Below are 13080 nucleotides of genomic sequence, written 5' to 3' on the forward strand. Positions count from 1 at the left end.
GCTTCCGCGCTGCCGATTGTCGCTTACTTCGGCATGTCGACCAGGCGCGGCGTGGCGTTCCAGGTGAAATCGTCGCGCATCTTCAACTGCAGGCCGTTGCCGAGGTCGCCGCCCGAGCAGTTGAGCAGCTTGTTGATGCAGTTCTCGGTCCACATCGCGAGCACCTTGTCGTCCCAGGCGCCGATCCAGTCGGCGTGGAAGGTGGTGCCGGGGCGCTGCGTCGCCATGCCGGGCATCGAGTCCGAGGCGAGCGTCCAGGTGCTCTTTCCCTCGCTCCACTCGCCCGAGGTGTCGAGGTCCTCGTCCACCGTGTACCAGGCGCCCAGCGTGAAGGTCGGCACGATATAGGGATGGGTCGCGGGGCACTTCAGGATGCCGTCCCAGCCGTAACTCGGGAAGGCCATGTGGCTGCGGTGATCGCCCGAGTTGAGCTGGCGCCCGTTCCAGCAGCTCGGTGCCTGGATCACCGCCCCGATGCGGTTGCCGACCGGACAGAACTTCGCCGCGGTGACGAGATCCGGGTAATGGCCAGGCGTCGCCGTCGGGCCGTCGCAGTTGAAGTAGAAGTCGTTATCGCTCTTGCCGTTGCCCATGTTGTACCCGAACACGAACCGTAGGCCGCGCGGCATGTCGACGCAGGCTTTGCCTTCGATCTTGCAGGCCGGGCTGCTATCCGGAATGCGCTTGTAGTAAATCGAGACATAATCCGGGCGAACGACCTTGCCCTTGCCGTTCAGCATCGCCGGGACCCAATAGGCCGAGCGGTTCAGCTTGTTGTTGCAGGTGCTATCACCGCTGAAGCGCAGCTTACCGTAATCGGAATAAGCGTTGGCGCCGGTGTTCCCGAAGAATTGGTGCGCGTGCGACTTGCCGGGCTGGCCCGGGAAGACGATGGGGTCGTCCTTGAGCACCTGACCGGGCATGCAGATGAAGCGGAAGGCGCCGACCACGTCCGGCGCGCCCGACTGCGGAATCGCGCCCGTCCCCCAGGAGGGGACCAGCAGGTCCTCCGTCTTGAAGTTACTGGCGTAGGACGGCTGCTGGACGACGCCGAACGGCCCGGTCTTGCGGATCGCGTCGACGGGGAGTCCGTCGGCGGCGAGCTTCACCGTCGCGGCGGGCTTCGCCGCTGGAGTGGCGGGCGCGGCGACCACCGCGACCAGGCTGGTGGCGGCCTGAGCAACGTTGGTGGTGTTCGTCGCCGCATAAGCACTCGACGCGGCGACCACGGCCGCGCCCACGATCCAAAGCTTCTTCATGAAACCCCCGAAGAGATAGACGTTGGACGGAGCCACTGCGACGATGCATTAGATCGCGCGCCTTCCGACTAAAGCCTTCTTACTCCGGCATTCCATTCGGATCGTTTAAACAACAAGGTTTCATAATCTTAACCGATGCGCTGATCAGGGTGGTGTTAACTTGCACTTAACTGCCACCCCGGGTGAGCTTGGATCATCGGGCGCGAGCGCCGATCAACTACGCCGACGAGCCCCCGCCGCGGCGTTCACCGGGAGCAGCACGCCGCGTTACTGAACGACCATCGATCACGGTCGGCGATGGCGCCACCTCACGCGGCGGGGCGAGGGCTCACGGCGACCGCCGGGCACAGCCGCGGCCGAACCGAGCCGGGGCGTGACGCGACTATTCGCCGCAACCGTCCGAGCCGCGCGACGGCACAGCGCGCTAGGTCGGCATCGGACATGGAGCCGCCATCACGGCTGGCACCATCGCGCGAGTCGTCAGCCCGCCCATTCGCTCCACAGCGCGGCGGGATCGGGACGCGGGCGTTCCTCCAGCGCGCGGCCCGGGGTGCCGATGAACATGAAGCCGGCGATCCGCTCGGGCGCGGCGCCGAACAGGTCGCGCACCGCGTCGGAGAAGGCGGGCCAGCCGGTCAGCCAGCCCGCCGCGAAGCCGTGCGCGTGCGCGGCGTGGAGCAGGTTCATGCACGCCGCACCCGCGGACAGCTCCTGCTCCCACAGAGGGATGTGGCTCTCCAGCCGCGGCGAGGAGAACGCTACCACCAGCGCGGGCGCCTGACGGGCGAACTGGTCCATCGCGTCGAGTTCGAGTCGCGCCGCCGCCGGCCGTTCGGCGCGGTAGGCCCCGACCAGCCGCGCGGCGAAAGCGTCACGGCGCTCGTCCGGGACGATGACGAAGCGCCACGGCGCGAGCTTGCCGTGATCGGGGGTGCGCCCGGCGAGCTGGATCATGGCGACGAGCTGGTCGCGCGTCGGTCCGGGGGCGACGAGGTCGCGCGGCTTGCCCGAGCGGCGCGTGGCGAGCAGCGCGAGCGGCGAGGAGAGGTCGTTGAACATCGCCCGGGCAGATAGCGCGTCCGGGGGATATTTACAGCCGCGGCCAAGCCGCTAGTCTCGTGCGCAACCAATCGGCGCCGCCCGCCCGCGCCTCGCCCCTCACCGGAGCCGCTCTCCCTTGCCCATCATCCCCTCGATCGCGTTCGGTTTTCTCACATTGCTGCTGGGTGGCGGGATCGCTGCCGCGGTGAAGCCCGGCGACGAGTTCGCCGGCCACCCCAAGGGCCTCTACGTCCTGTTCTTCGCCGAAATGTGGGAGCGCTTCTCCTATTACGGCATGCGCGCGCTGCTGATCTTCTACCTGACCAAGCACTGGCTGTTCGACGACGGCAAGGCGAACCTGATCTACGGCGCCTATACGTCGTTGGTGTTCGTCACCCCGGTGCTGGGCGGCTATCTGGCGGACCGCTACCTCGGCCAGCGCCGCGCCGTGGTCTATGGCGCGGTGCTGCTCACGCTCGGCCACCTGCTGATGGCCGTGGAGGGCGACGGCGGGCAGGCCTCGGCCGCGATCAACGTCTTCTGGCTCGCGCTCGGCTTCATCATCGTCGGCTCGGGCTTCCTAAAAGCCAACATCTCGGTGATCGTGGGCCAGCTCTACCCGCTCACCGACATCCGCCGCGATGGCGCGTATACGATCTTCTACATCGGCATCAACACCGGCGCCGCGCTCGGCACGATCCTGGCGGGCTGGCTCGGCGAGACCTACGGCTGGTCCTACGGCTTCGGTGCGGCCGGCGTCGGCATGCTGCTCGGGCTGCTGGTGTTCGTGCTCGGCAAGCCGCTGCTCAAGGGCCAGGGCGAGGCCCCGGGCACGCTGACCCGACGGCGCGAGTGGACGCTCTACGCGATCGGCATCGCGGCGGTCGGTGTGATCTGGCTGCTGATCCAGTATCAGGACGTGATCGAGACGCTGCTGATGGTCTCGGGCGTGGCGCTGCTCGGCTACGTGCTGTTCGCCTCGTTCAAGCTGGAGCCGCACGCGCGCGACCGGATGTTCGCGGTGCTCTTCCTGATCGCGCTCAACCCCTTGTTTTGGGGACTTTACGAGCAGGCCGGCGGCAGCCTCAACCTGTACACCGACCGCTTCGTCGACCGCGGCGGCGTGCCCGCCTCGCTGTTCCAGTCGGTCAACCCGATCTACATCGTGCTGCTCGGGCCGATCTTCGCGAGCCTCTGGGTGTTCCTCGGCCGGCGCGGCTGGGAGCCCTCGGCGCCCGCCAAGTTCGGGCTGGCGCTGGTGCAGGTGGCGCTGAGCTTCCTTCTCTTCGTCTGGGGCGCGCGCCTGTACGGCGCGGCGCTGACCCCGGTGTACCTCGTATTCATGATCTACTTCTTCCAGACGTCGGGCGAATTGTGCCTGTCGCCGGTCGGCCTCTCGGCGATGAACCGGCTGGCGCCGCGCCACCTTGCCAGCCTGATCATGGGCGCGTGGTTCTACATGACCGCGGTGGGCAATTTCGTCGCGGGCAAGATCGGCGAGGCGACCGGCGGCGGCGAGGGCGGGACGATGACGCGCGACGGCACGCTGGGGGTGTACGAGACGATCGGCTGGTGGGCGATGGGGATCGCGGTGCTGGTGCTGCTGGCGAGCCCGCTGGTGCGCCGCTGGATGCACCTGGACACGCTGCGCGACCACGACGAGGCGCATGCGATGGCGGGCGAGGCCGAGCTGGCCGAGCCGCAGGCGGCGGGGTTCGACAGCGCCAGCGCGACGCGGCGGGGGTGAGTTGAGCCGACACCAATCGACACGCGACAGCCGCGCGCGGCTGCGCCATCATGTTCCCTTGGCGCGACCCGCGATCCACGCGGCGCGCCGATGGGAGAGACGATGCCGCTGCTCGGGCTGATGCAGGACATGCCGCTGACGGTCGACCGCTTCCTCGACCATGCGGCGACATGGCACCCGCGCCGCGAGATCGTCTCGCGCGACGCCGCCGGCGCGGTCAGCCGCACCGACTACGCCGGGCTGCATCGCACCGCCAAGCAGGTGTCGGCCGCGCTCGCCGCGCTCGGCATCGCGCCCGGCGACCGCGTCGCCACGCTGGGGTGGAACGGCTTCCGCCATCTCGCCGCCTGGTACGGCGCCACCAACATGGGCGCGGTGCTCCACACGCTCAACCCGCGGCTGTTCCCCGAGCAGATCCGCTACATCGCCGACCATGCCGGCGACCGGCTGCTCTTCGCCGATCCCGCCTGCGCCGCGCTGGCGCAGCGGCTGCTGCGCGAGGTGCCCTCGCTCGAGCGGGTCGTCTATCTGTGCGGCGCGGACGCCCTGCCCGAGCCCGGCGCGCTCGCCTTCGACGAGCTGGTCGCGGCGCAGCCGCTCGATCATCCCTGGGGCGGGTTCGACGAGCGTACCGCGTGCGGCCTATGCTACACCTCGGGCACCACCGGCCTGCCCAAGGGGGTGCTCTACTCGCACCGCTCCAACTGGCTGCACACGATGATGGCGCTCCAGCACGACGCGATGGGGCTGTCCGCGCGCGACACGTTGCTGCTGGTGGTGCCGATGTACCATGCCAACAGCTGGGGCGTGGTCTATTCGGCGCCCGCGGCGGGCGCGAAGCTGGTGCTGCCGGGCCAACGCATGGACGGCGCCTCGCTGTACGAGCTGATCGAGCAGGAGCAGGTCACCTTCTCCGCCGCGGTGCCGACGGTGTGGCAAGGGCTCCTCCAGCACCTGCGCGGCACCGGGCGTGGATTTACCTCGCTCGAGCGGGTGATCATCGGCGGCGCCGCCCCGCCCGAGGCGCTGATCCGCGCCTTCCAGGACGATTACGGCATCGAGGTGGTGCAGGGCTGGGGCATGACCGAGACCTCGCCGCTGGCGACGCTCTCCTCCCCCACCGCGAACGTGCTCGCGCAGCCCTATGACGAGCAGGTGCGGCGCAAGGCGATGCAGGGACGGCCGGTGTGCGGGCTGGAGCTGCGGCTGGTCGACGATGCCGGCGCCGTGCTGCCCCACGACGGCGCCACCGCGGGACGGCTGCTGATCCGCGGACCGACGATCGCGCGAGCTTATTACGGCGAGGCGGAGGAGGCGGTCGACGCCGAGGGCTGGTTCGACACCGGCGACATCGCGGTGATCGACCACGCGGGCTATATGCGCATCACCGATCGCGCCAAGGACATCGTCAAGTCGGGCGGCGAGTGGATCAGTTCGATCGAGATCGAGAATCTCGCGGTGGCGCACCCCTCCGTGGCGATCGCGGCGGTGATCGGCGTGGCGCACCCGGTGTGGGGCGAGCGGCCGGTGCTGCTGATCCAGCCCGCGCCGGGCGCGACCTGCAATAAGGTGGAGCTGCTCGCCTACCTCGACGGCAAGATCGCGCGCTGGTGGATGCCCGACGACGTGCTGGTGGTCGAGTCGATCCCGCTCGGCGCCACGGGCAAGATCGACAAGAAGCTGCTGCGCGAACGGCTACGCGACTACCAGCTGATGGGCGTGCAGAGGCAGCCCGACGTGTCGACACATCAATCCTCCCCTGCAAAGGGATGTGTCAGCACGTAGCGCTGACGGAGGGATGTCGACGCTGGTGAGTGTCGCGCGCGTCGCCGGCCGGGTTACCCCTCCGACACGCCTTCGGCGTACCACCTCCCCCTTGCAGGGAAGGATTGCACGGCGTCCCACACCATCGGCACAGGCACGCCCTGCGCTATTTTCCCGCCGCCGCGACCACCTCGCCGAGGAAGCTGCGATACTGCGCCGCCACGCGTGGCCAGGCGTAGCGCAGCGCGCGGACGCGGCCGCGCGGGGCGAGCTCGGAGCGCGCCGCGATCGCGTGCGCCAGCGCCGCCGCCACCGCCGCGGGGTCGCTCGTGTCGAGCAGCACCGCGTCGTCGCCGACGATCCAGCGCAGCCGCGGCGAATCGTGCGCCACCACCGGCGCGCCGCACGCCAGCGCCTCGATATAGACGTTGCCGAACGATTCCTCGCGCGAGAGGTGGAGGAACACGTCGGCCGAGCGGTACAGCAGCGGCATCTCCGCCGCTCCCACCGTCAGCCGCTTGAACCGCCCGGGCAGCAGCTCGGCGGCGAGCCGGTCGACCGTCTCGCGCTCGGGCCCGTCGCCCGCGACCACCAAGTGCGCGTCGGGCAGCTGTGCCACCGCGCGCACGCCGTCGGCGACTCGCTTGGTCGGGATCAGCGCGCTCACCATCAGCACCACCGTGCCGCGCGCGGGCAGGCCGAAGCGCGCGCGCTCGGGCGAGCCCGGGGTGAAGCGCTCGGCGTCCATGCCGTTGGGGATCAGCGCGCAGCGCCACTTCTCCTGATTGCGCTCGAGATAATCGGGGTTGGTGCAGACCAGCCCGTCGCAGCCGAAGGTGCGATATTCGGCGTCGTTCGAGAACGCCGGCCAGTCGCCATTCTGCGTGACGAAGACGTGCGGCGGCCGATGGCCGAACAGCACCGGGCGGCGCAGCACCCAGTTGGTGAAGGGGAAGGAGCAGGTGACCGTCACGTCGTGGTCGCGCGGGCGGTACGCGCGCAGCAGCCCGGGGACGAAGCTCGCCTCTTCCCAGCCGGTCTCGCTGCGCAGCGCGGGGACTCGCGGCATCCGCTCCAGCCGCTCGCGTCGCAGCGCACCGGCGTGGCGGAAGCGATAGGGCGTGCCCTCGCGCGCCTCGCCCGCGCCGATCACCGTCACCGCGTCGCCGCCGCGCGCCAGCTCGGTCGCGAGCGACAGCAGCGCTACCTCGGCGCCGCGCTCGAAACGGTGGAAGCCCGGCAGGGCGAACAGGATCCGCATCACTTTTCCTCAAACGCCTTGATGTCGTGTGCCTCGATTTTAAGGCTTCGGCTGCTAGAGACCGCGCAACCGCACCGGCACGCGTCGATTCGACCGCGCCGGCCGGTACCTTCCTGGGATCGTCCGCCCGCGCATGAAGTTGCTATCCCGATCGATCCTGACGCGGCTGGGCTGGTCCACCGCGGGCTATGGCGTGGTGCAAGCATTGCGCCTCGTCAACAACGTCGTGCTCGCGCGGCTGCTCGCGCCCGAGCTGTTCGGCATCATGATCATCGTCAACACGGTGCGCACCGGCATCGAACTGGCCTCCGATATCGGCATCGGCCAGAACATCATCAGCAACCCGCGCGCCGAGCAGCCCGACTTCTACGACACCGCCTGGACGCTCCAGCTGGTGCGCGGCCTCGCGCTGGGAATGGTCTGCGCTGCGCTCGCCTGGCCGGTGGCGTGGTTCTACCGCAAGCCCGAACTCGCCGGCATTTTCGCGGTGGCGTCGCTGTTCTTCGTCTTCGCCGGGTTCGAGTCGACCGGGCGCTTCATCGCGCAGAAGCACCTGCGGCTGGCCGCGCTGACCGCATTCGAGGTCGGGTACACCGCGATCTCGACCCTGGCGCACATCCTGTTTGCGCTGGCGACGCCGACGATCTGGGCGCTGGTGTTCGGCGGCATCACCTCCAGCGCGGCGGTGATGGTGGCGAGCTATCTGCTGATCCCCGGCATGCGCCACCGCTTCCTGATCGATCGCGGCGCGATGCGCGAGATCCTGTCGTTCGGCCGCTGGGTGGCGCTGTCGTCGATCGTCTACTTCCTGGCGATGAATTTCGACCGGCTGTACATGGCGCGCGCGGTGTCGCTGGCGGTGCTGGGCACCTATGGCATCGCGCGCTCGCTCGCCGACATCCTCAACCTGCTGGTGGCGCGCTTCGGCAACATGATCGTCTTCCCGATGGTGGCGGCCTCGTTCGACACCACCGCCGAACTGCGCGCTCGGCTGGCGCGGCACCGCCCGCTGCTGCTCCTCGGCGCGGCCGCGGCGGTGGCGGGGTTCATCGCGATCTCGGATCTGCTCACCGCGTTGCTCTACGACCAGCGCTATCAGGCCGCCGGGCAGATGCTGCCGGCATTGTCGTTCGGCGTGTGGTTCGCGATCTTGTCGACGATCAACGAATCGGTGCTGCTCGGCATCGGCAAGCCGGTCTATGGCGCCAGCGCCAATATCGGGAAGTTCGCGTGGCTGCTGGTGGGGCTGCCGCTCGCGGTCAATTTCTACGGGATCAGCGGTGCGGTGCTGGTGATCGCCAGCGCCGAGCTGGTCCGCTACGTGCCGCTCTGGGTCGCGCAGCGTCGCGAGGGCCTGTCGTTCGCGCGGCAGGACCTTGCTATGACGCTCGTCATGCTGGGTCTGGCCGTGCTCTTCCGCGAGGCGCTGTACGGCGTCGGCCTGACCGGCGACGTGACGAGTCTGCTGCCGTGGAAGTAAGCGCGCCCCTTTTTCCCCCGCATCGCATCGGCATCGTCGCGATTGGCCGCAACGAAGGCGAGCGGCTGGTGCGCTGCCTGCGCTCGCTCGAGGGTAGCGGTGCGGCGGTGGTGGTCTATGTCGACTCGGCCTCGACCGACGGCAGCCCGGCGCGCGCGCGCGACCTCGGCGCGCAGGTGGTCGACCTCGACATGGCGCTGCCCTTCACCGCGGCGCGCGCGCGCAACGCCGGCTTCGCCGCCCTGCCCGCCGACTGCGATCTCGTCCAGTTCATCGACGGCGACTGCGAGCTGGCGCCGGACTGGCTCGCCATCGCCACCGCTTTCCTCGTCGCGCACGATGACGTCGCGGTGGTGTGCGGGCGCCGGCGCGAGCGCGCCCCCGAGGCCTCGGTCTACAACCGCTTGTGTGACCTGGAGTGGGACACGCCGATCGGCGAGGCCGGGGCGTGCGGCGGCGACTCGCTGATGCGCGCCGACGTCGTCCGCGCGGCGGGCGGCTTTCGCGACGATCTCACCGCGGGCGAGGAGCCCGAACTGTGCGCGCGGCTGCGCGCCGCCGGCTGGCGCATATGGCGGATCGACGCGGCGATGACGCTGCATGACGCCGCGATGCTGCGCTTCGGCCAATGGTGGTGGCGCGCGGTGCGCGGCGGCTTCGGCTATGCCCAGGCCGGCGAGGCGACCCGCGCGCTGCCGCACCCGCTCTACCGCGCCGAGCGCCGCCGCGCGCTGCTGTGGGCGGGCGCGCTGCCGCTCGCGGGCGGGGTGCTGGCGTTGCTGGTCCACCCTGCGCTGCTGCTGCTGCCGCTGCTGCTGCTGGCGCTCCAGGTGGCGCGGGTGGCGCGGCGCGACCGCCACGGGGCGATGGCCTGGCCCAACGCCTTCTACACGATGCTGGCGAAATTCCCCGAGCTGCAAGGCATGCTGCGCTACGCGCGGCGGCGCCGCGCCGCCGGATCGGCGATCACCTACAAATGACTGACCCGCGCACCCGCCGCATCGCTTATGTGGTGAGCCAATATCCCGCCTCGTCGCACACCTTCATCCGCCGCGAGGTGGAAAGCCTGCGCCGCCACGGCGTCGACGTGCGCACCTACAGCATCCGCCGCCCCGGCGCGGCCGAGCTGGTCGCGCCGGAGGACCGCGCCTCGGCCGAGACCACGCGCTTCGTGCTGCCGCTCGGTGCGGGCGCGCTGCTCGGCGCGCATCTGGGCGCGCTGACGCGCCGGCCCGGCGGCTATCTCGCGCTGCTGCGGCTCGCGCTGCGCCACCGCGCGCCGGGTCTGCGCGCCGCGCTCTGGGCCTTGTTCCACTTCGCCGAGGCGGTGGTGCTGGCGCGGATGTTCGCGGAGGACCGGGTCAGCCACGTCCACAATCATTTCGCCAATGCGGGCGCGACCGTCGGCATGATGGCGGCGCGCTTCGCCGGGCTGCCATGGAGCCTGACGCTGCACGGCATCTCCGAGACCGACTATCCCGCCGGGCTGACGCTCGGCGCCAAGCTGGAGCGGGCCGAGTTCGCCGCCTGCGTCTCCTGGTTCGGCCGCGCCCAGGCGATGCGAGTCACCGCGCCGGCGCACTGGCACAAGTTCGCGGTGGTGCGCTGCGGGCTCGACCTCGCCGCCCCCGCGCTCGCCGCGCCGGTCGCGCGCCTGGCGGGCGCGCGGCGTCGGCTGGTGTGCGTCGCCCGGCTGTCGGCGGAAAAGGGCCATCTCGGGCTGCTCGAGGCGATCGCGCCGCTCGACGTCGAGCTCACGTTGGTGGGCGACGGCCCGCTGCGCGGCGAGATCGACGCCGCGGTGGCGCGGCTCGGGCTCGGCGCGCGGGTCCAATTCGCCGGGCGGCTCGACGAGGCCGCGACGCTGGCCGAGATCGCGCGCCACGACATGCTGGTGCTGCCGAGCTTCATGGAAGGGCTGCCGATCGTGCTGATGGAGGCGATGGCGCTCGGCCTGCCCGTGATCGGCAGCCGCGTCGCGGGCGTGCCCGAGCTGATCGAGGACGGCCAGGAGGGCCTGCTGTTCCGCCCCGGCGACTGGGACGACCTGCGCCGCCAGATCGCGCGGCTGCGCGACGACGTTGCGCTGGGCGACCGGCTCGCCACCGCCGGTCGCGCCAAGGTCGAGCGCGAGTTCGACATCGCCACCGCGGTCGCCCCGCTCGTCTCCCGCTTCGCCGTTCGATAGGCTGACCCTCATGCTGTTCGACCTCGTCGACCGAGTCCGCATCATCAACCTCGCGCACCGCACCGACCGGCGCGCGCAGATGCTGGGCGAGCTGCGCCGGCTCGGCGCCGAGCACGACCCCAAGGTCGCCTTCTTCGACGCGTGCCGCTTCGACGACGCGGGCAGCTTCACCTCGCGTGGCGCGCGCGGCGTGTACCACAGCCACCTCGCCATTCTCGAGGAGGCCGCGGCGGCGGGCGAGAGCGTGCTGATCCTCGAGGACGACGCCGACTTCACCCCGGCCGCGCGCGACGTGACGATGGCGCCGGACTGGCAGATCCTCTATGGCGGCTATTACGCCGCGACCCCTGACGACCTGCCCGCCAGCGACATCATCGGCGCGCATTGCATGGCGTTCAGCGCCGACACGGTCGAGCCGCTCGCGGCCTATCTGCGCCACCTGCTCACGCTCGACGACCACCCGCCGGTCGACGGCGCCTATGTGTGGTACCGCCGCGCCCACCCCGCGGTGCGCACGGCCTTCGCCGAGCCGGTGCTGGCCGAGCAGCGCCCGTCGCGCACCGATATCGCGTCGCTGCGCTTCTTCGATCGTTTGCCGTTGTTGCGCGAGGGCGCTGGCGCGGCGCGCGCGTTCAAGCGCGCGGCGGCGCGGCGCAGCTTCGGACTGGGCGAGTCGATTGTGATCGCGGTAATAGGAATCGGCGGCGCGGCGGCGCTGGTGGCGGTGTTCGCATGAAGTGGATCGCGCTCCTCGCGGTGTTGGGCATGCTGCCGGTGCTGATCGGCTGGCTCCGTACCAACCGCCGCTACCTGCCGCGCGTGATGATGGTGTTCGGCGCGCTGCCGTTCGTCACCAGCACCTGGCACCTGCTGATCGCGCCGATCTCCTGGGCCTATTGGCCGGGCTTCGTGAAGGGCGCCGAGGTTACGCTGATCGACGGGCTGGCGATCGCGCTGATCTTCTCGACGCCGCGCAAGTTCCGCCAGGTCCACCTGCGCTGGCCGCTGATCGCATATACCGTGCTGGTGCTGCTGAGCATGCTCCAGAACGACGTGCCGATGTCGACCTTCTTCTACGTCTGGCAGCTGGCGCGCATGGTGCTGGTGCTCACCGCGGTGGCGATGGCCTGCCGCGATCCGAAGGCGGTGCGCGGGCTGATCCTCGGGCTGATCATCGGCATCTGCTTCCAGGCGGTGATGTCGCTCAAGGCGCATGCGCAGGGCGCGATCCAGGCGGCGGGTACGCTGGGGCACCAGAACCTGCTGGGCATGCTCACCCATTTCGTCATCTTCCCGTCGCTGGCGATGCTGCTGGCGACCAAGAAGTCGCGCTGGCTGTGGCTCGGGCCCGTCGCCGGGCTCGTCGCGGTGGTGCTGACCGCCTCGCGCGCGACGATCGCCTTCTCCGCGGCGGGCGTGGTGCTGACGCTGCTGCTGTCGATGATGCGCAAACCGAGCGGGCGCAAGACCACGGTCGCGCTGACGGGCGTGCTGTCGCTCGTCGTCGCCGCGCCGGTGGCCTATGCCACGCTGGGGGCGCGCTTCAGCAAGCCCTCCGACACCGGCGACTATGACGAGCGCGCCGCGTTCGAGCGCGCCGCCAAGGCGATCGTCCACGATCATCCGCTCGGCGTCGGCGGCAACCACTACGTCATCGTCGCCAACACCCAGGGCTATTCCGACCGCGCCGGCGTCGCCGCGGTGTTCGGCAGCCGCAGCGCACACGTCCACAACGCCTATCTGCTCTCCGCCGCAGAGACGGGCTATGTCGGCATGATCGCCTTCGTGCTGATGCTGGTATGGCCCGTGATCGTGGCGCTGCGCTGCGCCTGGCGGTTCCGCCGCGACCCGCGCGGCGACGTGCTGCTGGGCCTCGCGGTGGCGCTGGTGATGGTGAGCCTGCACTCGCTCTACGAGTGGATCTTCGTGCTCTATGTCACCCAATATATGTACGCGATCGCGGTCGGGCTGATCGCGGGGATCGCCGCGGAGATGGGCTATTGGGCGCCGCGGCGGAAGCGCGCGGCGTCCGCGCCGGATCGCGACGAGGCGGCGGAAAGCTCCGCCGAAGCAATCCCTAACGCCGCTTAAGCACCCTCTTCTACGTCGATTTAACCCAGCCTCCCTAAAGTCGCCTGAACGGCTGCCGGGCTCGAGCCTGCCCGCGGCGACTGGGAGTTACTCGGATGATGACGCTGCTGGGCGCGTGCGCGCGCCCTGCGCTGATGCGCGCCCCTGCAACCACGCTGACGCGCGCCGCTCGGATCATGCCTCCCCTTCTGCTCGCACTGGCGCTCGCCGGCTGCGGGGGCGGAGGCGGTGGCAGCGGCGCGACCGCCG

General features: G+C 70.2%; 10 protein-coding genes. 7 read left to right on the forward strand and 3 right to left on the reverse strand.

The genetic code is table 11. The features are described from left to right. Positions 1-23: 23 nt before the first annotated feature. Together QBJ89_RS14085 and QBJ89_RS14090 are read right to left on the reverse strand one after the other, a co-directional pair. On the reverse strand, positions 24-1259 hold the full coding sequence (locus QBJ89_RS14085) for a DUF1996 domain-containing protein (RefSeq protein WP_277981106.1): 1236 nt from the start codon (positions 1257-1259) through the stop codon (positions 24-26). Positions 1260-1739: 480 nt separating this feature from the next. Next, positions 1740-2318 (reverse strand): nitroreductase family protein, encoded by a 579-nt coding sequence (locus tag QBJ89_RS14090; protein ID WP_277981107.1) that lies wholly within the window; start codon positions 2316-2318, stop codon positions 1740-1742. Between the two features lie 118 nt (positions 2319-2436). Here QBJ89_RS14090 and QBJ89_RS14095 point away from each other — a divergent pair, with 118 nt between their 5' ends. Both QBJ89_RS14095 and QBJ89_RS14100 read left to right on the forward strand, forming a co-directional pair. Continuing rightward, a complete protein-coding gene (locus tag QBJ89_RS14095) occupies positions 2437-4047 on the forward strand; it encodes a peptide MFS transporter (protein WP_431522542.1) in 1611 nt (536 codons plus the stop codon). 90 nt (positions 4048-4137) lie between these two features. Then, positions 4138-5832 carry a long-chain-fatty-acid--CoA ligase gene (locus QBJ89_RS14100; RefSeq protein ID WP_277981108.1) on the forward strand — a complete coding sequence of 565 codons (1695 nt, stop codon included), beginning with the start codon at positions 4138-4140 and terminating at the stop codon, positions 5830-5832. 145 nt (positions 5833-5977) lie between these two features. On the opposite strand, the gene QBJ89_RS14105 is transcribed toward QBJ89_RS14100, so the two are convergent. Beyond that, positions 5978-7072, reverse strand: a complete 1095-nt coding sequence (locus tag QBJ89_RS14105; protein ID WP_277981109.1) for a glycosyltransferase family 4 protein — start codon at positions 7070-7072, stop codon at positions 5978-5980. A gap of 133 nt (positions 7073-7205) precedes the next feature. Here QBJ89_RS14105 and QBJ89_RS14110 point away from each other — a divergent pair, with 133 nt between their 5' ends. Genes QBJ89_RS14110 through QBJ89_RS14130 form a run of 5 tightly spaced genes read left to right on the forward strand, consistent with a single transcriptional unit; the run spans position 7206 to position 12831 of the window. Next, positions 7206-8552: an oligosaccharide flippase family protein gene (locus QBJ89_RS14110; protein WP_277981110.1), complete on the forward strand. Its 1347-nt coding sequence runs from the start codon at positions 7206-7208 to the stop codon at positions 8550-8552. After that, on the forward strand, positions 8543-9532 hold the full coding sequence (locus tag QBJ89_RS14115) for a glycosyltransferase family 2 protein (protein ID WP_277981111.1): 990 nt from the start codon (positions 8543-8545) through the stop codon (positions 9530-9532). Before QBJ89_RS14110 ends, QBJ89_RS14115 begins: the two co-directional genes overlap by 10 nt. After that, on the forward strand, positions 9529-10740 hold the full coding sequence (locus QBJ89_RS14120) for a glycosyltransferase family 4 protein (RefSeq protein ID WP_277981112.1): 1212 nt from the start codon (positions 9529-9531) through the stop codon (positions 10738-10740). Before QBJ89_RS14115 ends, QBJ89_RS14120 begins: the two co-directional genes overlap by 4 nt. Positions 10741-10750: 10 nt before the next feature. Next, positions 10751-11476: a hypothetical protein gene (locus QBJ89_RS14125; protein ID WP_277981113.1), complete on the forward strand. Its 726-nt coding sequence runs from the start codon at positions 10751-10753 to the stop codon at positions 11474-11476. Continuing rightward, entirely contained in the window at positions 11473-12831 is a 1359-nt protein-coding gene (locus QBJ89_RS14130) for an O-antigen ligase family protein (RefSeq protein WP_277981114.1), read from the forward strand. Before QBJ89_RS14125 ends, QBJ89_RS14130 begins: the two co-directional genes overlap by 4 nt. Positions 12832-13080 lie beyond the last annotated feature (249 nt).

Source organism: Sphingomonas phyllosphaerae (assembly GCF_029623345.1).
GTDB lineage: Bacteria > Pseudomonadota > Alphaproteobacteria > Sphingomonadales > Sphingomonadaceae > Sphingomonas > Sphingomonas phyllosphaerae_C.